Source organism: Nonomuraea sp. NPDC052265 (genome assembly GCF_044547985.1).
Taxonomy (GTDB): domain Bacteria; phylum Actinomycetota; class Actinomycetes; order Streptosporangiales; family Streptosporangiaceae; genus Nonomuraea.
Genome location: NZ_JBIUBJ010000013.1, coordinates 74,473 through 93,295, shown reverse-complemented (window position 1 = coordinate 93,295; position 18,823 = coordinate 74,473). Strand labels below are relative to the sequence as shown.

General features: G+C 73.3%; 16 protein-coding genes. 4 read left to right on the top strand and 12 right to left on the bottom strand.

The genetic code is table 11. From position 1 onward, the window contains the following. Nucleotide 1 precedes the first annotated feature (1 nt). Genes fabD through ACIHAD_RS31975 form a run of 4 tightly spaced genes read right to left on the bottom strand, consistent with a single transcriptional unit; the run spans nucleotide 2 to nucleotide 5,049 of the window. Nucleotides 2–2,266, bottom strand: coding sequence for an ACP S-malonyltransferase (gene fabD, locus ACIHAD_RS31990; RefSeq protein ID WP_397358407.1), 2,265 nt, complete (start codon nucleotides 2,264–2,266; stop codon nucleotides 2–4). A 15-nt stretch (nucleotides 2,267–2,281) separates the two neighbouring features. Further along, nucleotides 2,282–3,004 (bottom strand): enoyl-CoA hydratase-related protein, encoded by a 723-nt coding sequence (locus tag ACIHAD_RS31985; protein WP_397358406.1) that lies wholly within the window; start codon nucleotides 3,002–3,004, stop codon nucleotides 2,282–2,284. After that, nucleotides 2,995–4,212, bottom strand: a complete 1,218-nt coding sequence (locus ACIHAD_RS31980; RefSeq protein ID WP_397358405.1) for a hydroxymethylglutaryl-CoA synthase family protein — start codon at nucleotides 4,210–4,212, stop codon at nucleotides 2,995–2,997. Before ACIHAD_RS31980 ends, ACIHAD_RS31985 begins: the two co-directional genes overlap by 10 nt. Before the next feature lie 3 nt (nucleotides 4,213–4,215). Then, on the bottom strand, nucleotides 4,216–5,049 hold the full coding sequence (locus ACIHAD_RS31975) for a DUF6039 family protein (RefSeq protein ID WP_397358403.1): 834 nt from the start codon (nucleotides 5,047–5,049) through the stop codon (nucleotides 4,216–4,218). A gap of 133 nt (nucleotides 5,050–5,182) precedes the next feature. On the opposite strand from ACIHAD_RS31975, the gene ACIHAD_RS31970 reads away from it, so the two are divergent. Continuing rightward, on the top strand, nucleotides 5,183–6,466 hold the full coding sequence (locus tag ACIHAD_RS31970; RefSeq protein WP_397358402.1) for a cation:proton antiporter: 1,284 nt from the start codon (nucleotides 5,183–5,185) through the stop codon (nucleotides 6,464–6,466). Nucleotides 6,467–6,468: 2 nt separating this feature from the next. Here ACIHAD_RS31970 and ACIHAD_RS31965 read toward each other — a convergent pair whose 3' ends face one another. The 3 genes from ACIHAD_RS31965 to ACIHAD_RS31955 form a co-directional block, all read right to left on the bottom strand. After that, nucleotides 6,469–7,107 carry a 4'-phosphopantetheinyl transferase gene (locus ACIHAD_RS31965; RefSeq protein WP_397358401.1) on the bottom strand — a complete coding sequence of 213 codons (639 nt, stop codon included), beginning with the start codon at nucleotides 7,105–7,107 and terminating at the stop codon, nucleotides 6,469–6,471. A gap of 64 nt (nucleotides 7,108–7,171) precedes the next feature. Further along, nucleotides 7,172–7,975 carry an SMP-30/gluconolactonase/LRE family protein gene (locus tag ACIHAD_RS31960; protein WP_397358400.1) on the bottom strand — a complete coding sequence of 268 codons (804 nt, stop codon included), beginning with the start codon at nucleotides 7,973–7,975 and terminating at the stop codon, nucleotides 7,172–7,174. Nucleotides 7,976–8,042: 67 nt separating this feature from the next. After that, nucleotides 8,043–8,960 carry a nitroreductase/quinone reductase family protein gene (locus ACIHAD_RS31955; protein ID WP_397358399.1) on the bottom strand — a complete coding sequence of 306 codons (918 nt, stop codon included), beginning with the start codon at nucleotides 8,958–8,960 and terminating at the stop codon, nucleotides 8,043–8,045. Between the two features lie 147 nt (nucleotides 8,961–9,107). Between ACIHAD_RS31955 and ACIHAD_RS31950 the strand changes: the two genes are divergently transcribed. From ACIHAD_RS31950 to ACIHAD_RS31940, 3 genes are all read left to right on the top strand, one after another. Beyond that, the gene (locus tag ACIHAD_RS31950) at nucleotides 9,108–10,523 is read left to right on the top strand and encodes an MFS transporter (RefSeq protein ID WP_397358398.1); all 1,416 of its coding nucleotides are present in this window, start codon (nucleotides 9,108–9,110) and stop codon (nucleotides 10,521–10,523) included. Nucleotides 10,524–10,554: 31 nt separating this feature from the next. After that, on the top strand, nucleotides 10,555–11,619 hold the full coding sequence (locus tag ACIHAD_RS31945) for an alkene reductase (RefSeq protein WP_397358397.1): 1,065 nt from the start codon (nucleotides 10,555–10,557) through the stop codon (nucleotides 11,617–11,619). A gap of 474 nt (nucleotides 11,620–12,093) precedes the next feature. Then, nucleotides 12,094–12,828, top strand: coding sequence for a glyoxalase (locus ACIHAD_RS31940; protein WP_397358396.1), 735 nt, complete (start codon nucleotides 12,094–12,096; stop codon nucleotides 12,826–12,828). Nucleotides 12,829–12,837: 9 nt separating this feature from the next. Here the strand turns inward: ACIHAD_RS31940 and ACIHAD_RS31935 are convergent, their stop codons facing one another. From ACIHAD_RS31935 to ACIHAD_RS31915, 5 genes are read right to left on the bottom strand one after another with little or no spacing between them, the layout of a single operon-like run. Continuing rightward, nucleotides 12,838–14,136, bottom strand: a complete 1,299-nt coding sequence (locus ACIHAD_RS31935) for a phenylacetate--CoA ligase family protein (protein ID WP_397358395.1) — start codon at nucleotides 14,134–14,136, stop codon at nucleotides 12,838–12,840. After that, a complete protein-coding gene (locus ACIHAD_RS31930) occupies nucleotides 14,133–15,344 on the bottom strand; it encodes a hypothetical protein (protein ID WP_397358394.1) in 1,212 nt (403 codons plus the stop codon). The genes ACIHAD_RS31935 and ACIHAD_RS31930 overlap by 4 nt, the downstream gene beginning before the upstream one ends. Further along, nucleotides 15,341–16,624 carry a phenylacetate--CoA ligase family protein gene (locus ACIHAD_RS31925; RefSeq protein WP_397358393.1) on the bottom strand — a complete coding sequence of 428 codons (1,284 nt, stop codon included), beginning with the start codon at nucleotides 16,622–16,624 and terminating at the stop codon, nucleotides 15,341–15,343. Before ACIHAD_RS31925 ends, ACIHAD_RS31930 begins: the two co-directional genes overlap by 4 nt. Continuing rightward, complete coding sequence (locus tag ACIHAD_RS31920) at nucleotides 16,621–17,823, bottom strand: ATP-grasp domain-containing protein (RefSeq protein WP_397358392.1); 1,203 nt, start codon at nucleotides 17,821–17,823, stop codon at nucleotides 16,621–16,623. Before ACIHAD_RS31920 ends, ACIHAD_RS31925 begins: the two co-directional genes overlap by 4 nt. Continuing rightward, nucleotides 17,820–18,761, bottom strand: coding sequence for a glycosyltransferase family 2 protein (locus tag ACIHAD_RS31915; RefSeq protein ID WP_397358391.1), 942 nt, complete (start codon nucleotides 18,759–18,761; stop codon nucleotides 17,820–17,822). The genes ACIHAD_RS31920 and ACIHAD_RS31915 overlap by 4 nt, the downstream gene beginning before the upstream one ends. Nucleotides 18,762–18,823: the final 62 nt, after the last annotated feature.

Genomic DNA, 18,823 nt, shown 5'->3' with positions numbered 1-18,823 from the left:
TCTAACCGTCCTTGGACAGGTCGCGCAGCCGGGCCTCCAGCAGCCCGGCGGCGGCCTCCATCAGCCGGTCGGCGATGACGTCCACGTGCCTGGCCCGCCAGTCGGCCAGCTCCGTGCCGGCCACCCACCGGTTGAACGCGCCCATGGCGGGCCCGCAATGGACCTGGTAGTCCACCTGCCGTCCGGCCTCGCCGCGCAGCGCCAGCCTGATCGTGTGGACGAAGTACCAGCGGAAGACGAGCGCCATCCGGTGCCTGGGGTCGCGTTCGGCGCGGGCCAGCTCGCCCGGCCTGCGCGCGGCCAGGAACGCCCGCGTCTCCTCCCACACCTCCGCGAAGGAACGGCGGAAGAACTTGTCCTGGATCGTCCGCCTGGTGCGCTCGTCGATCTCCTCCAGCGAGCCGTATCGGCGGTAGAGCTGGTAGAGCTTGTTGGCGCGGGCCGGGAAGAGCGTGCCCTTCCTGGCCACCTGCACCTGCGCGCCCAGCTCGAACATGTCGCCGGCCGGGGCGTAGGCGGTGTCCTGCACGTCGAGCCCGGCGAGCAGGTCCTTGACGGCGTCGGACGTCCCCGCCTCAGGGGTGCACTGGTTGACGCTGCCGGTGACGATGAAGTCGGCGCCGAGCACGAACGCTGCGGCGGCCGCCTCCGGGGCGCCGATCCCGCCGGACGCGCCGACCCTGATGCGCCGGGCGTAGCCGTGCGCGGCCATCTCCTCGTCGCGCAGCCGCAGGATCGCGGGCATCAGCGCGTACGGCGAGCGCCCGTCGGTGTGCCCGGCGGAGTCGGCCTCGACGCAGACGTCCGCGCTGACCGGCAGCTCCGCGGCGACCTCCGCCTCGGCCGCGCTCAGCGCGCCCTCCCGGACGAGCCGGTCCAGGACGGCCTCCGGCGCGGGACGCATGAAGGCGGCGGCGACCTCGGGCCTGGAGACCTTGGCCACCACGTGCCGGACGGCGACCGGCCGCCCGGACGCGTCGCGGTGCGCGCCGCTGTAGCGGTACCGCACGAGGGGCGCGGTGACGTGCGGGAAGGCGGCGGCCTCGATGTGCCGCACGTCGCGGCGGAGCAGCAGGTCCACGGTCTCGCGCTCCAGGCCCTCCTCGTCGAGGCCGTGGAGCAGGTTCACGCCGTACGCGCCGTCCGGTCCGAGGGCGTCCTGGATGGTGTCGAGCGCCGCGGCGATCTCGTCCAGGGTGAGCCCGCCCGCGCCGAAGAAGCCCATCAGCCCGGCCCGGCCCATCCTGATCACCAGGTCGGCCGAGGCGATGCCCTTGAACATGGATCCGGCCAGGTAGGCGTGGCGGACGCGGTAGTCGGCGCGGAACTCGGCCGACCCGAGCGCGACCCCGGACTCCCGGACGGCGGGCGTCGCCGTCTCCCGGACCGCGGGCGTCGCCGTCTCCCGGACGGCGGGCGTCGCGGGCTTCTGGGCGGCGGGTTCCGCCGGGTGGCGCCGGGTGACCGTCCACAGCTTGGTGAGCACGTCGCCGGGGCCGATCTCCTCCAGCTCGTTCACGCCCTGGCCCATCAGGTAACGCAGGCCGTCCACCCACCGCACCGGGTTGCAGATCTGGCGGCGCAGCAGCTCGGCCGCCTCCGCCACCCGGTACGGGCGTCCGGTCACGTTGGAGATGACGGGAACCCGCGGCTCCTCGATGCGGACGCCGTCCAGCGCCTCGGCGAAGGCGGCGGCGGCCGGTTCCATGTAGCGCGAGTGCGAGGGGACGCTCACGCTCAGCGGCACCCACTTGCCGGGGACGCCGCGGCGCATCGCGTCCAGCTCGTCCTTGGGCCCGGCCAGGACGACCTGTTCGGGGGAGTTGTAGTTGGCGACGTCCACGCCGGTGCCCGCCAGCAGCTCCTCCAGCCGTTCGGGGTCGGCGCCGAGGACCGCCGCCATGGCGCCGCCGCCCGCCGCCGACATCACCTCGCCACGCCGCTTGACCAGGGCGAGCGCGGTCTCGAAGTCGAAGCAGCCGGCCGCGAACAGCGCCGCGTACTCGCCCAGGCTGTGCCCGGCCAGGTAGTCGGGCCGGCCGCCCTCCTCCTTCCGCGCGAGGTAGCTCAGGGCGTTGACCGTGAACAGGGCGGGCTGCACGTAACGGGTCTCACGCAGCCGCACCGGGTCGTCGCACAGCTCGGCGACGGAGTAGCCGAGGATCTCGTCGGCGCGGGCGCACAGGCCGGGGTACCGCTCCAGGACGCCCGCCCCCATGCCCCTGCGCTGCGACCCCTGCCCGGGGAATACCCACACGACGGACATCAGGCGCGTTCCTCTCTAGCGTTCCCAGGGAAATCTCTTCTCGGTCGCGTAGTCCACGAGCCTGCGGCGCACCTCGGGGCTGGACATGAGCCGGCCGAACTCCTTGACCGCCACCTGCTCGGTCTCGTCCGACAGGATCCACAGCTCGCGGAAGTAGCGCTTCATGTCCGTGACGATCGACCGGTCCAGCTTGGTCAGCCGGTACGCCAGCCGCCGCACGAGCGCCTCAGGGTCGTCCGACACCTCGTCCACCAGGTGGAAGGCGGCGGCCTCTGCGGCGCTGACCGGCTGGGTGCTCAGCGTCATCGCGTACGCCTTCTGGAAGCCCGTGCGCCGGATCAGGAACGGCAGCACGCAGCACGGCAGCAGCCCCCACAGCGCCTCGGGGAGGCTGAAGGTGCTGCGCTCGCTGGCGAAGACGAAGTCGCTGGCCGCGGCCAGGCCCACGCCGCCGCCGGCCACCCGGCCGTCCACCCGGGCGACCACGGTCACCGGCGTCTCGGTGAAGCGGCGCAGCAGCCCGTAGAACGCCCGGCCGCCGTCGGCGACGTCGGCGCCGGCCGCCTCCTCCAGGTCCATGCCGGTGCAGAAGACGCCGTCCCCGCCCTCCAGGAGCAGGATGCGGCAGCCGGGCGCGCGCTCGGCCTCGTCCAGGGCGGCGCCCAGCTCGTCGATGGCGCGGTCGTCGATCGTGCGACGGCGCAGTTCGTGCCGCAGGGTCGCCGAGGTCAGCTCCATCTGTACTCCCGGTGGAAGTCCGCGATGCGGTCCAGCACCAGCAGGCCGCGCCCGCCGAAGGCGTCCTCGTACAGGTCGCCGTACGGCTTGGGGTCCAGCACCGCGTCCCGCACGCCGAAGGCGCGGTCGGCGCTCAGCTCGGTCAGCGCGTCCAGCTCCTGGACGCCGATCTCGCGCCGGTCGTCCAGGGCCTCGGCGATGCCGCTGCGCCCCTGGGCCGGGATCACCCCGCTGAAGAACTCCGACGCGCAGCCCGACCCGTACGAGAACAGCCCCGCCCGCCTCGGCGCGTCGAACGCGCCGTGGTCGATGAGCGAGCACAACGCCAGGTAGAGCGCGGCCGAGTAGGTGTTGCCCACCCGCACGCCGTAGGCCAGGGACGGCGCGACCCGCGCCGTGAAGTCGGCCTCGATCTCGCCCGGTCCCATGCCCTTGAGCTTGCGCAGCAACATCCGGTGCGCGCCCCTCACCATCCCGGCGAACGGCGTGTGCAGCGCCAGGTAGTCGAAGGTGTCCACGATGTCGGCCCCGGCCACCCGCCGCCCGTAGGCCGCGAAGCACTCCTCGGCGCAGCGCATGTACGCCAGCAGCGACAGATCGGGGTCGACCGCGTCGGTGTCGTGGCGCGGCCGGGCCGTGTCCATCACCTCGAAGGTGTGGTAGCCGCTGGCGCCGGGGTCGAGCCGCAGCACCCGCGCGTCCTCGCCGACCAGCATCGCCACCGCCCCGGCGCCCTCGGAGGGCTCCCAGTAGGTGGACTTGGCCGTGCCGCTGGCCGCGTCCGTGGCGATGGCCAGCGCCTTCACCCCGGGGATCGGGCTCGCGCCGACGACGGCCGCCGCGCACTGCAACGCGGCCGTCCCGCCGTAGCAGGCGTGCTTGACCTCGAACGAGCGGCATGCCGGGTTCAGCCCGAGATGGTGGTGGATGTAGGTGCTGATCGGCTTGCCGAAGTCGAGCCCCGACTCGGTGCCGACGACCAGCAGCTCGATCCGGTCCCTCTCCTCCGGGGCGAGCGCGTCCAGCAGCGGGCGGGCGGCGTTGACCGCGTTGGTGACCGGGTCCTCGCAGGGCAGGTTGACCGAGCGCTGCTCCATCATCAGGTTGCCGAAGCGGTTCACGTCCAGGCCGCGCGCGTCGAACAGCGCGCGGACGTCGGTGTACGCCCTGCCGACGTACGCGTTGATCGCCTCGATCCCGAGAGCCATGGCTCAGGGCACCATCAGGACGTCGTGGATGCTGGTCGGCACGAACAGCCGGTCCCACTGCCCGCCGCCGTGCCGTTCGGGGACCCGTTCCACGTCGTAGACCTCCTTGCGCATGCCCTCGCTCCGGTCCACCTCCCGCACGGCCTGGTAGTCGTCCAGCTCGCGCAGGTGGATGAGGGCGTGCAGGCGGTCCTGCCGGCCCCACGTCTGCTCGTAGATGTAGGCGGTGGCGCGGCCTTCGAGGTCGGCGTTGACGTACCGGGACCAGTCGTAGAGGAACTGCCGTCCCTCCTCGCGCAGCTCGTAGCGCGCGTCGGCGGTGCGCAGCACGATCGCCCCCGCGGTCGCGGAGTTGAGCTGCTCCTTCTGCGTGGTCTGGTACGTCGCGGGCGGCACGAACGTGCCGGGCACGTCGTGCACGTCGTCGGTGAACCCGTGCTGCGGGCACATGACCGTCTCTTGCAGGCTGCCGTGGACGAACATCTTCTCCCAGTTGCCGCCGCCCTTCCCGGGCAGCCGGTCCTTGAGCGAGATCTGCTGGAACGCCTCGTCGTGGTCCACCATCTCGATGAGCTTGCTGTACTTCTCGGGGGACTTCATGTGCACGAACCAGTGCAGCCGCTCGCGTACGCCGAAGACCTCCTCGTAGCAGAAGGTGGTGGCGACGCCGGCCTGGGCGCGGTTCATGTAGTCGAGCAGGTCGACGCTGAAGTCGCGGCCCTCGCGGGCCATGCCGTACTCCAGCATCCCCACGCGGTGGATGATCAGGCCCGCGTTGCCCGAGTGCAGCAACCGGTCGGGGGGCAGGGTGGTCTGATACTGCGCCGGCTTCGTCATGCCCCGAATGTCGCCCAAGGGCGCGGGAACCTCCGCTCAATATTGAGCAGGGCCCCCGGGGAGCGCGGCGGACGGGCTCAATATTGAGCAGCAGGACGGGCCTCCGATCGGCCTAGCCTCTGCTGTGCCTGACATGCCTCTGGGAGCCCACGAACTGCTGGTCCTCATGCTGCAACTGGGCCTGCTCCTCGGCCTCGCCGTCCTGCTCGGGCGGCTGGCCGCGCGCCTGCGCCTGCCCGCCATCGTCGGCGAGCTGGCCGTGGGCGTGCTGCTCGGCCCGTCCCTGCTGAACCACCTGGCCCCCGCCCTGAAGTTCACCCAGCTCCACCTGCTGGACGCGGTGGGCCAGGTCGGCGTGCTGCTGCTGGTCGCCATCACCGGCATCCAGCTCGACTTCGGCCTGGTCCGGCGGCGCGGCGCGACGGCGGTCAAGGTGAGCGTCGCCGGTCTGGTCGTGCCGCTGGCGCTCGGCGTGGCCGCCGGTTACCTGCTGCCCGCCTCCCTCCTCGTGGAGGGCACCAGCGTCACCGTCTTCGCGCTGTTCCTGGGCGTGGCCACGTGCGTCAGCGCCATCCCCGTGATCGCCAAGACGCTGACGGACATGAAGCTGCTGCACCGCGACGTCGGCCAGCTCTGCCTGACCGCCGGGATGGTGGACGACGCGTTCGGCTGGTTCATGCTGTCGGTCGTCTCGGCCATGGCGACCACCGGCGTGCGCACCGGCCAGATCGTGTTGTCGCTGGTCTACCTGGCCGCGCTCGTGCCGTTCGCGTACTGGGTCGGCCGGCCGCTGGTGCGCCGGGCGATGCGGGCCGCCACCCGGTCGGCCGAGCCGGGCCCGGCCGCGGCCGTCGCCGTGGTGCTGGTGCTGCTGGCCGCCGCCGGCACGCACGCGCTCGGCCTGGAGGCCATCCTGGGCGCGTTCGTCTGCGGCGCCCTCATCGGGCGTTCCGGGCACGCCGACGCCGCCTGGCTCGCTCCGCTGCGGACGATCGTCCTCAGCGTGCTCGCGCCCCTGTTCTTCGCGACGGCCGGGCTGCGCATGGACCTCACGCTCCTGGCCGGGCCCGACGTCCTGGCGGCGTCCGGGGTCGTGCTGGGCGTGGCGATCGTCGGCAAGTTCCTGGGCGCGTACCTGGGGGCGCTGCTGAGCCGGATGAACGCCTGGGAGGCGTTCGCGCTGGGGGCCGGTATGAACGCGCGCGGGGTCATCGAGGTCATCGTGGCGATGGTCGGCCTGCGCATCGGCATCATCGACACGGCGATGTACACGATCGTGATCGTCGTCGCGATCGTCACCTCGCTCATGGCCCCGCCGATCCTGCGCGTCGCGATGAGACGCGTCGAGCTCACCGCCGAGGAACGCCTCCGCCGGGCCGAGCACGACCAGCTCGTCGAGCCCGGACGGCGCGGCTGACCCTACCGGGGGACGACGATCGCCGTGGCCAGCAGCCCCGGGGCGGCCGTCCAGCGGCCCGCGAACTCGGCCATGGGCGCGTCCGGCGGCAGCAGCCTGGCGCGGAAGCGGCCGTCGAGGGTGAAGGTCAGGGAGCCCTCGTCGAACCCCAGCCACTCGCCGGTCAGCGGGAACCACGCCTTGTAGACCGACTCCTTGGCGCTGAACAGCAGCCGGTCCCAGCGGGTGTCCGGCCTGAGGGCGCCGAGCTCGCGCACCATCGCGGCCTCCTCGGGCCGGGCGACCAGGCGGAAGACGCCTTCGGGCAGGGGTTCGTGCGGTTCGGCGTCGATCCCGATGCTGCGCACGTCCCACGCGCCGGCCACCGCCGCCGCGCGGAACCCCGCGCAGTGCGTCATGCTGCCCACCGCGCCCGCCGGCCAGCGCGGCGCGCCACGCCGGCCGGGGACGATGGGCGCGGGCGGGATGCCCAGGGCCGCCAGCGCCTCGCGGGCGCAGTGGCGTACGGTGGCGAACTCGCGCCGCCGTCCGGCGACCGCCTTCCTGACCGCCGCGCGCTCCTCGGGGAAGAGCGGCACATCGGGCGGGTCGCCGTACGCGGTGGAGACGGCGACGTTGTCCGGGACGAGCGTCTCGATCATCGACCGGCCTCCCGTCTGCTCCTTCCCCGTCTACCCACGACCCGCCGATCACGCCTCCCCGCCGCTACGGCCGTCCGGCGTGCGGTACGGGCACCCGGACCGCCTGCACCCGGCCGGTCCGGCCGGGGTCCTTCATGGCCGCCTCCATGCCGGGCCAGACGGCCGACAGCACGTGGAGCGTGCGGCCGTCGTCGCCGCCGAGCATGCAGGCGAAGCAGCCCCGGTCGGCCTCGACGACCTGGACGACCTCGCCGCCCTCGCGGACGCGTACGCACCGCTGGTTGGGCACGTCGGCGTACCAGAGCGCGCCCTCGGCGTCGAGGCAGACACCGTCGGGGACGCCGTCGCCGCAGTCGGCCCAGACCCGGCGGCCCGACAGACCGCCGTCCCCGGCGATGTCGAAGGCGGTCAGCCTGTTGGCGTGCGACTCGGCGACGATCAGCGTGGCGCCGTCGGCGGTGACGGCCATGCCGTTGCCCCACGCCAGGTCCCGGGCCACCTCGGCGGCCCGGCCGTCCGGGGTGACCAGGACGACGTTGCCGCCGTTGACGTAGGCGTTGCCCCGGCCGTCCACGACGATCTCGTTGAACACCTCGCCGAACGCGGTGAGGTCGGCGTGCCGGACGAGCGCGCCGTCGTGCTCCCGCCGCAGCACCAGCCGCTCCTGGCCGGACACGACCAGCGCCCGGCCGTCGGGCAGCCAGTCGAGGCTGTACGGGATCCAGGTCGGCACCTCGAACTCGACCCGGCTCCCGCCGTCCCGGCCGACGGTGACGACCTGGCCCGTGCCCCAGTTGGCGAACCAGAGGCGGCCGTCGTGCCAGCGCGGCGACTCGGGCAGCCCCAGCCCGGTGAGCAGTGTTTCCATGGTGGCTCCTCTCTTCACCGGTTACACGAAGAGCCCCGCCGGAGATCGACAGCCGGGGCCGCCCGTGCTACCCCTCGTCGCCGAGCGGTTCGAGGACGAAGACGGGGATCTGGCGCTCGGTCCTGCGCTGGTAGTCGGCGTAGTCGGGGTAGGCGGCCACGGCCCGCCGCCACCAGCCGGCCTTCTCCTCCCCCGACACCTCGCGCGCCCGGTAGAGGCCGGTTTCCGTGCCGTCCTGGAGCTCGACGACCGGCTCGGCGAGCACGCTGGCGTACCACTGGGGGTTGACCGGCGCGCCGCCCAGGGACGCGACCGCCGCGTAGCGCCCCTCGTGCTCGACCCGCATCACCGGTGTCCTGCGCAGCTTGCCGGTCTTGGCGCCCCGGTAGCTCATCAGCACGACGGGCAGGTCCTTGATGGTGACGCCGTCGGTCGTGCCGGTGCGCATGATCTGCTCGACGTGCTCGCGGACCCACTCCGACGCGCTGGGCTCGTACTCGCCGGCCGGCGCCCGCACGGCCCGCCGCGCCCCCTCCGAGCCGTGCCGCCGGCCGGGACGCTTGTCCACGTTGTCGGTCAGGGTGGCGATGAGGGCGGGCAGCCCGGCCACCGTCTCCGCCGGCAGGCCCGCCACGGTCTCCTCGGCCAGGTCGACCCAGAGCCGCTTGACCTGCTCGGCCAGCGCCCTGCCGCTGTCGGTGAGCTCGACCACGCTGGCCCGCTTGTCGGACGGCGCCGGGCTGCGGCGGATGTGGCCGGACGCCTCCAGCTTGCGCGTCATGAGCGTCACGCTGGGCGGCTCGCATCCCAGGGCCTCACTGAGCTGCGCCTGGATCCGCGGCCCGGTACGGGCGAGTTCGAGCAGCAGCGCCTCCTGCCCGGGGTGCAGGCCGAGCGGGGTCAGCAGCGTGGCGGCCCTGGCCCGGTGGCGCAGGCTCAGCAGGCGGATCGCCTGGTTGATGGCGTCGGCTCGCGCGAAGTCCATGATCGCTCCTTGACGAAAATTAGTTATCTGCATAATAGTTATCCGCGTAATCGAATCCTACACGGCATCCGGGCGCCACGCGTGGCACCTCGCGAAGAGCCCCCGATGCGGCGCCTCCCCGGCGCGCACACAAGGACGGAAGAACTCATGACGAGCATCGGCACCGCGCCCCCGCGGGCCACACCCCGGACCATCCCCGCCTGGCTGATCCTGGCGCTGGCCTGCGCGGGCCAGTTCATGGTCATCCTGGACGCCTCCATCGTCAACGTCGCCCTCCCCGCCGTCCGCGCGGAGCTCGGCTTCACCCCCACCGGGCTCGCCTGGGTGGTGAACGGCTACCTGCTCGCCTTCGCCGGCTTCATGCTGCTGGGCGGCCGGGCCGCCGACCTGTTCGGCCCGCGCCGGACGCTGGTCACCGGGCTGGCGCTGTTCTCCGCCGCCAGCCTGGCCGCCGGCCTGGCGGGCGCGGCGGAGGTCCTGGTCGCGGCCCGCGTCGCGCAGGGCGCCGGAGCCGCCATGATGGCCCCGGCCACGCTGGCCGTGATCAACACCTACTTCACCGAGCCGGGCGCGCGCGCCAAGGCGTTCGGCGCCTGGTCCTCCGCGGGCGGCGTCGGCGGGATGATCGGCGCGGTGGCCGGCGGCGCCATCACCACCGGCCTGTCGTGGCGCTGGGTCTTCCTGATCAACGTGCCGGTCGGCGCGCTGCTGATCGCCGCCGCCCTGACCGCCCTGACCGCTCTGGCCGGCGTGCGGACCGCGCGGCGCGAGCCGCTCGACCTGACCGGCGCGGTCACCGGAACCGCCGGCCTGGCGGCGCTGATCTACGGGGTCATGCAGAGCGCCGACCACGCCTGGTCGTCCGGGCGGGTCGTTGTGCCCGTGCTCGCGGGGCTGCTGCTGCTCGCCGTGTTCGCCGTGGTCGAGGCGCGCTTCGCCGACCGGCCGATGTTGCCCCTGCGGCTGCTCGGGATCCGGGGGGTGGCCGTCGGGAACGGCATGCTGCTGCTGTTCGGCGGGGTCACCATCGCGATGTGGTACTTCACGTCCCTGTTCCTGCAGAACGTCCTGGGCTTCAGCGCGTTGCCGGCGGGGCTCGGGCAGACTCCGGCGGCGGTGACGTTCATGCTGGTCGCCCGGGGGGCCGCCGCGCTGCTGCCACGGGCCGGGGCGCGTCTCCTGGTGCTCGGCGGCGGCGCGTTCTTCGTGGCCGGGTTCGGCTGGCTCTCCCTGGCCCAGGCGGACGGCGGCTACCTCACCGGCGTCCTCGGGCCCACGCTGCTCGTCGCGGCCGGCATCGGGCTGACCTTCCCCACCCTGATGGCCGCGGCGACCGCCGACGCTCCGGAGGGGGAGGCGGGCGTCGTCGGCGGCCTGGCCAACACCACGAGCCAGGTGGGGTCGTCGATCGGGCTGGCGGTCCTCGCGACGGCCGCGGGCGCCGTGGGCGCCGCGGGCTCCCCCGCCGCCCTGGCCGACGGCTACGGCCTGGTCTTCCGCATCGCGGCGGGACTCGGCCTGGCCCTCGCGGCGGGCGCCTTCCTCCTGCCCCGCCGCAAATAACCCACCCACCCCCTTCTCCGAGGAGACAGCCATGTCCACCACCTTCCATCCGATCGCCGTGGGCGGCACGAAGCTGGCCAACCGGGTCGTCATGGCCCCGATGACCCGCAGCCGCGCCCGTGACGGACTGGTGACCGGCCTGACGGCCCGGTACTACGCCCAGCGCGCCTCCGCCGGGCTGATCGTCACGGAGGGCGTGCAGCCGTCGGTGATCGGCCAGGGCTACCCGTTCACGCCGGGCCTGCACGACACCGCGCAGGTCGCCGCCTGGCGCGAGGTCACCGGCGCGGTGCACGCGGCGGGCGGGAAGATCTTCGCCCAGCTCCTGCACACCGGCCGCATCGGCCACCCGGTCCTGCTGCCCGAGGGGCTGGTCCCGGTGGCGCCGTCGCCGGTGGCCGCGCGCGGACAGCTCTTCACCCCCGACGGCGTCAAGGACTTCGTCACCCCGCGCGAGCTGACGGAACCCGAGATCGAACAGACCGTCGCCGACTTCGCCGGCGCCGCCCGCAACGCCGTCGAGGCGGGCTTCGACGGCGTGGAGGTGCACGGCGCCAACGGCTACCTGATCCACCAGTTCCTCGCCCCCGGCACCAACCGGCGCACCGACGGCTGGGGCGGCTCGGTGCCGGGACACGCCCGGTTCGCCGTGGAGGTCGTCTCCGCCGTGGCCGGCGCGATCGGCGGCGACCGTACCGGGCTGCGCATCTCCCCCGGGATGCCGAACAACGACATGCGCGAACCCGACCCGGGGCCCGTCTACGAGGAGTTGCTGCGGCGGACGTCCGGGCTGGGGCTGGCGTACCTGCACATCATGGAGGCGGGCGACCGGGAGCTGACGCGCGCCCTGCGGCGGCGCTTCCCCGGCCCGCTCATCCTCAACCCGCACACCGGCGACCGCCCGACCGGCCCCGAGGACCTCGCGCTGATCGACGACGGGACCGCGGACCTGATCGCCTTCGGACGGCTCTTCCTCGCCAACCCCGACCTGCCCCGGCGCCTGGCGACCGGCGCGCCGCTCAACACCCCGGACCCCGCCACCTTCTACGGCGGCGCCGCCGAGGGCTACACCGACTACCCGCCCCTGCCCGCCTGACCAGTGCGGGGGGGTGCGGGCGTGGCGAATCGTCCCGGAAGGACGCCATTTGATCTTCAAGGGCGCGATCGCGGGCGTAGATCATTTAGGTCCGAATATCGGTCGGATCTGAAGTGACCGTAATGCGAAGAAGGCCGCCGCTGACGGCGACGGTCAGGGCGATCGGCGCCTACGTCCTGGTCAGCCCGCTCCCGCCGCCTGGACAAGTGCGAGCAGAACACCACCCCTCCCCGAACAGAATTCAGGACCGGCGCATTTCATAAAGAATTCGGAAGAAGAATTTCTCGGCCCATTCGGGATGGGTGAATTCCGCCCTGCCCGCCCCCGCCGCCGCACAATTCCCGGAGCTGCGGAAATCATATTGTGCGCGTAATTCAGCTGCCGCAATTCGGCGGCCGGGGGGAATGGAACGATCCATATGCGAGGCGGCGCCTCAGATGCCAGCATCGTCGGACGACCCGAAAGGTGGAGCCCATGACCGAGCCCGCGATCCGCCCGAACGAGACGACGGTTCCGTTGCTGCCCTGCGCGTCCGTCGAGAAGACCCTGGAGTTCTACGAGGCGCTGGGGTTCACCGTCACCCACCGGCAGACCCGGCCCTATGTCTATCTGGCGCTGCGCTGGAGCGGGTTCGACCTGCATTTCGGTCCCGCGCCGAAGGAGTTCGACCCGGCCAGGGGGGAGTCCGGGGCGTGCCTGGTCCTGGTCGACGCCGTGGCGCCGTACCACGCCGCGTTCGTCGCGGGCATGCGCCGGGTCTACGGCAAGGCGCCGAGCTCGGGCCTGCCGCGGATCACGCGCTACCGGCCGGGCGCGTCCAGGTTCACGCTGACGGACCCGTCCGGGAACTCGATCATGTTCATCCGGCGGGACGAGCCGGCCGAGCTGGAGTACGGCGGCTCCGCGAAGCTGACGGGCCTGGCCAAGGCGCTCGACAACGCCCGGATCCTGCGCGAGTTCAAGAACGACGACCTTCAGGCGTACCGGGCACTCAAGTCGGCCGTGCGCAGGCACGGCGCGCAGGCTCCCGCGGCCGAGCGGGCCATCGCCCTGTGCCACCTCCTCGACCTGGCCGCGGCGCTCGGCGAGCCCGCCGAACCGTGGCTGACCGACCTGCGCGGCACGGAGCTCACCCCCGCCGACAGGCGGCGCGTCGAGTCGGAGCTCGGCCACCTGACCGGCCTGCGCGAATGGCTGGGCCCGAGCTGAGGACCGGGGTCAGGAGGCGGGCGTGTTGTGCATGATCTTGACCATGCGGACCTTGCCGTTGGGTTCCGGGGTGATCACGTCCACCGTGCGCGCGGTCACCTCGAAGTCCGTGGCGACGGCGGCGACGGCGTCCCGGATCCGCCCGGCCAGGTCGGCGGGGGCCGACGGCGAGGGCACCAGCAGGATCTCCACCGCGCCCGGCCGGTACTGGAGGACCTGCACGCCGCGCACGCCCTCCGTCGGCATCACGGCCGGGTTGGTGAGGAAGTTGGCGTGCACCGTACGTCCGTCGGCGGCCACGACGCGATCCTCGGTCCGGCCCTGGATCCGCCGGATGATCGGGGTGTGGAACGCGCGGCACGGGCAGTCGTCCGGCTCGATGAGCACGCGGTCGCCGAGCCGGTAGCGGATCAGCGGCATCGCCTCGGCGTGCAGCCGGGTCACCACGATCTCGCCCTCGCCGTCGGCCGGCGACACGCTGCCGTCGTCGTGCAGCACCTCCACCACCACGTCGGCCGAGCGCAGGTGCATGGCGCCCTCGGGGCAGGTGCGGCCGATCGTGTACGCCTCCACCGAGGCGTACACCTCGTGGCCGCGCGCCCCGAAGTAGCCCAGCACGTGCTCGCGCGCCTCGGGGGTCAGCGTCTCCCCGGCGAAGATGACGGTGTGCACGCCGCGGTAGGCGACCTTCCTGCGGAGCAGCTCGTCCACGAGGGTGACGATGCAGCCGGGGAAGCCCCACAGGAACGTCGGCCGCCCGCGCAGGAACGCCTCGACCTGCTCGTCCAGGCTGCGGCTGGTGTTGACGTGCGTGGTACGGGCCAGGCCGAGCCGCTGCAGCCGGTGCGGCCGGAACTCGCCCACCCGGAAGTAGCCGATCCGGTCCCACGGACGCAGGCCCGAGGCCAGCAGGTCCTGGAGGTAGGTGGCGCGCAGGTAGCCGAGGTCGCCCTCGGAGTAGAAGGGACGGATGGGCACGCCGGAGGACCCGCTGGTGGGCGCCTCGCGGGTGTTCTCGGGGGTGAACCCGGTGGCCATCAGCTCGGCGGGCGGCAGGTCGCGCAGCGTCGCGCGGTCCAGCATCGGCAGGGCGCCCAGGTCGGCGGCGGTGGACAGCGCGGCCACGGCGTCGGCCGGGAGCACGCGGCGGTAGTACGGCACGTTCGCGTGCGCGTGGCGGACGAGCCCGGTCAGCAGCCGGTCCTGCACGACCCGCACCCGGGCCGGGTCCAGCCGGTCCCGCGAGCGCGCCAGGTACAGGTTCCGCAGCACCGGCACCACCGGGATCGTGCTGGGCAAGCCCTTCATGAGGTCTCCTTCTTCAGCGTGGCCAGCATGACGCCGCCCTTGACCACCTCGCCCGCGCAGTACACCAGCAGCGCGCCGAACGCCGCCGCGGCGGGCACCAGGAACCATCCGGCGGCGGCGACCACCGCGAACTGCAGGCACGCGGCCACCGCCGCCAGCCGCCGTCCCCGGTCGTCGGTGTTCTCCACCAGCAGGAACGCGGGCAGCACGGCCGCCGTCAGCGCCGCCTCGGCCAGCAGCGCCGCACCGGTCGCCACCATGCCTTGATGGCCGCCCGCCAGCACCACCCCGAGCACGACCACCGCCACGGCCCCGGCCGGCACGGCGGGCGCGAGGATGCGCCGCGCCATCCGCCGGGCGCCGGCCTCGCCCGTGCCCTCGATCCAGACCGCCACCCGCGGCTGGAGGATCCGCAGCAGGTACGACACGCCCATGACGACCACGGACAACGCCACCGACCACACGTAGAAGACGCTGGTCTTGTGCGCGTCGTCCAGGTGCGCGAAGTACGCGAACGTCACCGAGGTGGCCGCGACGCTGGTCACCTCGCCGACGCTGAGCAGCGCCGCCGCGCGCACCGCGGGCCGGTGGGCGCCCTTGTCCGGCTTGGCGGCGCGTCCGCGCAGCAGCCCGGCCGCCAGCACGATGTTGAGCACGACCAGCACACCGACGTGCAGGGCCAGCAGCGCGTTGGCGCGCATGCCCGTCCAGGCCACCAGCCCCACGCCGGACGCCTGCGCGACGGCGAGCGTCAGGTACGCCAGCACGTCGATCCGCGCCCGGCCGCGCAGCCGGTTCAGCGCCGCCATGACCGCGCAGCAGCCCAGCCCGCAGGCGTAGGCCGCGGCGGCGGCGTACCGGGCGGGCGCGCCGCCGGGGTCGGCCGCCGCCAGGGCCAGCCACACCGGCACGGCCAGCGCGAACGGGGTGGCCGCCAGCAGCATGAACAGCGGCCGCAGCCCCTGCCCGCCGCGCCGCGGCACCAGCGCGAGCGCCGCCTTCTCGATGCCGCTGGACGTCAGCGCCAGCAACCAGCCGGACACGCCGTTGGCGGTGGCGTACAGGGCGAACTCTTCGGCGCCCCAGAGGCCGAGCAGCACCAGGTTCGCGGTCCACAGGGCCGCGCGGAACGCGCCGCGCCCGGCGAACAGGGCCGCGGTCACCGCCACCAGACGCGGCGGCGGCCTGCGGCGCAGGCTCACGGTCACGGTCCGGCCTGGGCCGACTCGACGAACCTGCCCTTGCCGCCGGGGGTGAGCGTGACCCGTTCCGCCCGCTCGAAGCGCACCTCGACCGGGCCGCCCACCTGCCGCGACAGCCCGCTCCGGTAGGCCGCGGCCACCTCGTCGAAGTCCCGGCCCGCCTCGGGGACCAGGTGGACGGTGACGTTCCCGTCGGCGTCCTGGCGGACCATGCTCTCGGCCACGCCCGGCGTCCACATGGCCAGCGACAGGAACGTGGCCGTGTAGACGCGGTGTCCGCCGGGGAAGGTGATGAAGTCGTCGGACCGGCCGCCGGTCACCCTCATGCGCCTGAACCGGTTGCCGCACCCGCACTCCCCCGGCACGATCATGCCGCGGTCGCCCAGGCGGTAGCGGATCAGCGGCATCGCGCGTTCCCTGAAGTGGCTCACCACGACCGCGCCGTCCACGCCGTCGGGCACGGGCGCGCCGGTGTCGTCCACGATCTCCAGCCGGACGCGGTCCTCGTCCACGTGCATCGCGCCCCGGTCGCACTGGGTGGAGACGGTCAGCACCTCGTACGCCGAGTACTCGTCGTACACCGGGACGCCGAAGCCGTTGGCCAGCAGCTCGCGCACCTCGTCGGTGAGCAGTTCGGAGTCGGTCATGACCATGCGCAGCGTGCGCCGCAGCCGGGCCACGTCGGCGGGGGAGGCGGCGCGCAGCAGCCCGCGCAGCACCACCGGGTAGCCCATGATCAGGTGCGGGCGCACCTTCAGCACGTCGGCCAGGATCTTCGCGTCGCCCTGCCCGGCGCCGATGACCGTGCGCGGGAACAGGCCGATCCGCTGGAACCAGCGCAGCGGACGCGGGAACGGCTTGATGTGCGCGATCCGCCACCACGGCCGGTAGCCCGACAGCAGGAAGCGGCGGAAGATCGTCGCGCCGTGGTAGCCGTAGGCGGCCACGTCGTGCCGGACCTCCAGGACGCGGCCCGTGGTCCCGCTGGTACGGTCCAGCCGGTAGTCCTTCGTGCCCAGGCCGGGCGTGTGGAAGCGGGACAGGTCGCCGTCCAGCACGGTGGTCTTGTCCAGGATCGGCAGCCTGGCCAGGTCGGCCAGGCTGTCCAGGGGCACGTCGTAGCGCGGGTCGGCGTAGTGCGGCACGTGCGCGCGGGCGAAGGCCAGCAGGTCGCGCAGGCCGTCGAGGGTGAGCCGGTCGGTCTCGGCGCGCGGGCGGCGGATGGCGCGGAAGGCGTCCACGACGTGCCGCACCTCCCGCACGGCGACGCCCAGTCCGTGACTCACAGGCCGTCCCCGATCTCGAAGCGGAGCAGCCCGGTGGCCTCGCGCAGCACGCCGGCCAGGGCGTCCGGGCCGGGGGCGGCGGCGGTCAGGTAGCCGAGCTTGGCGCCCGCGCGGGTGTAGCGCTCGACGTGGTCGCCGGGGGCGGCGGCCAGCACCAGGTCGACGACGCCGGGCAGCTCCCTGACCCGGTCCTCGCCGTGCACCCGGACCAGCTTCCCGTCGCGTCCGGCGCCGAGGACGCGGACCGCGCCGTACCTGGTCGCCGCCGGCGTCAGGCACGGCGTCTCGCCCATGGCCGACAGCACGTACTGCTCGACCACGTCCACGCCGTGGACCAGGCCCAGCAGCTCGGCCAGGCCGTTGCCGCCCAGGCGGGCGCCCATCTCGACGAGTACGACCTCGCCCGTCCCGGTCACCAGCACGTCGGCGCTGAGCGGTCCCTCGCGCAGCCCGGTCTCGGCGCAGACCGCGTCGAGCATCGGGCGCACGGCGTCGGTGACATGGGCCGGGCCCGGCATGGTGTGCTGGACGGTGATGAACAGCGGCGGCGGGGTCAGCTCCCGTTCGGCCAGCCCGATCAGCGCCACCTTCCCGCCGATCACGAACGCCTCGGCCGTGTAGTGGGCGCCCTCCAGGAACTCCTCGGCCACGATCCGCCCGGACAGCGACCACTCCCTGGCCAGCCGTACGGCCTCGGGCAGCTCGTCCGGCGCGGCGCACAGCGACACGCCGCGGCTGCCGGAGGAGTCCACCGGCTTGACCATGAGCGGGAACCCCAGGCCGGGGGCGTCCCGCAGCACTTCCTCCTCGGTGCCGCTCACGTGACGGGGGCCGGGCAGGCCGAGCCGGGCGCACATGGCGCGGAACCAGCCCTTGTCGACCGAGCCGCGCACCGCGCCCTCCGACAGCCCGCACGGCAGGCCGAGCCGGGCGGCCAGGGCGAGTTGCGAGGGCAGGTTGACGTCGCTGGCCGGGGAGACCACGCCGGCCAGGTCGGCGCGCTCGGCCAGGGCCCGCGCGACCCGCGGCACGTCGCGGGTGCTGAGGTCGAGGAACTCGTCTGCGTGCGCGACGCCGGGGGCGTCGGCCCGCATGTCCACGCAGATCGTGCGCACGCCGAGGCGGGCCGCGGCGCGGATGGTGCTGATGGCGCCGTCCGCGCCGCCGAGGACCGCGATGGTGCGGCGGGCGCCGGTCACGTGAGCCTCCCGGCGAGCAGGTCAGCGGAATCGACCGGCACGTTGGCCTCCCGTACGAGGAACAGCGGCGGACGGGCCTGACCGCGAGAGATGTGCAGAAGTGTGCGGGCCATCATGGCCAGTCCGAACAGGGCGGCGGCCAGCGCCAGCCCGAACAGCGCCGCGCTGCCGGTGAGCCCGGCCAGCAGCGCCACGGGCAGGCCGACCAGCCCCGCCCACACCGCGGCCGCGATGGGCCGCGTCGAGAAGCCGAAGAACAGGTCCAGGGAGTGCCTGGCCAGCCCGCGCACGGTCACCTTGGACGAGCCGTGCACCCGCGGCCGGTGCGCGGTCGGCACGGTCGTCCAGGCGCGCGTCAGGCGCGGCAGCGTGGCCAGGAAGTACGGCGTGCCGAGCCGCAGGTCCACGATCCGGCGCGCGATGTCCGTACGGACCAGCCGGAACGTCGTGGCGCGCGGCGGGATCTCGATGCCCAGCAGCCGCCGTGCCAGCCAGTCGTGCACGATCGAGGCGGTCCGCCGCGGCCAGGGGTCCTTGCGGTCCACCCGGATGCCGAACACCGCGTCGTACCCGTCGGCGGCCCGCTCGATGAGCCGCTTGGCCTCGGCCGGCGGGAACTGCAGGTCGGCGTCCAGGTGCAGCACCCAGGGGTTGCGGGCGTACCGATATCCGGCCGAGAACGCGGCCTCAACGCCGAAATTCCTGGACAACGATATGAACGACACCCGATTGTCACTCTCGGCGATCACACGAATGCGCCCGAGCGTGTCATCCGTACTGCCGTCGTCGACGAAGAGTATTTCGAGATCGCCCTGGTCACCCAGCGCGTCGGCGATTTCGCGATAGGTGTCAGGGATGTTGTCGGCCTCGTTCAGGCACGGAACGACCACGGTGAGTGCCAGGCCGTCCGGCGGAACTGGAAGCGGATGTTCATTCATGGAACGGTCTTCACCACGTGCATCAACCCCGGTTCACCCCGCGACGGGGCCCGGGCATTCCC

What these genes read in the sequence shown, in the direction of transcription:
- ACIHAD_RS31985 (WP_397358406.1), bottom strand. Translation starts at nt 3,004, where the DNA reads ATGGAGCTGACCTCGGCGACCCTGCGGCACGAACTGCGCCGTCGCACG.
- ACIHAD_RS31945 (WP_397358397.1), top strand. Translation starts at nt 10,555, where the DNA reads ATGTCCACCACCTTCCATCCGATCGCCGTGGGCGGCACGAAGCTGGCC.
- ACIHAD_RS31970 (WP_397358402.1), top strand. Translation starts at nt 5,183, where the DNA reads ATGCCTCTGGGAGCCCACGAACTGCTGGTCCTCATGCTGCAACTGGGC.
- ACIHAD_RS31950 (WP_397358398.1), top strand. Translation starts at nt 9,108, where the DNA reads ATGACGAGCATCGGCACCGCGCCCCCGCGGGCCACACCCCGGACCATC.
- ACIHAD_RS31965 (WP_397358401.1), bottom strand. Translation starts at nt 7,107, where the DNA reads ATGATCGAGACGCTCGTCCCGGACAACGTCGCCGTCTCCACCGCGTAC.
- ACIHAD_RS31980 (WP_397358405.1), bottom strand. Translation starts at nt 4,212, where the DNA reads ATGGCTCTCGGGATCGAGGCGATCAACGCGTACGTCGGCAGGGCGTAC.
- ACIHAD_RS31975 (WP_397358403.1), bottom strand. Translation starts at nt 5,049, where the DNA reads ATGACGAAGCCGGCGCAGTATCAGACCACCCTGCCCCCCGACCGGTTG.
- ACIHAD_RS31915 (WP_397358391.1), bottom strand. Translation starts at nt 18,761, where the DNA reads ATGAATGAACATCCGCTTCCAGTTCCGCCGGACGGCCTGGCACTCACC.
- ACIHAD_RS31935 (WP_397358395.1), bottom strand. Translation starts at nt 14,136, where the DNA reads ATGAAGGGCTTGCCCAGCACGATCCCGGTGGTGCCGGTGCTGCGGAAC.
- ACIHAD_RS31955 (WP_397358399.1), bottom strand. Translation starts at nt 8,960, where the DNA reads ATGGACTTCGCGCGAGCCGACGCCATCAACCAGGCGATCCGCCTGCTG.
- ACIHAD_RS31940 (WP_397358396.1), top strand. Translation starts at nt 12,094, where the DNA reads ATGACCGAGCCCGCGATCCGCCCGAACGAGACGACGGTTCCGTTGCTG.
- fabD (WP_397358407.1), bottom strand. Translation starts at nt 2,266, where the DNA reads ATGTCCGTCGTGTGGGTATTCCCCGGGCAGGGGTCGCAGCGCAGGGGC.
- ACIHAD_RS31960 (WP_397358400.1), bottom strand. Translation starts at nt 7,975, where the DNA reads ATGGAAACACTGCTCACCGGGCTGGGGCTGCCCGAGTCGCCGCGCTGG.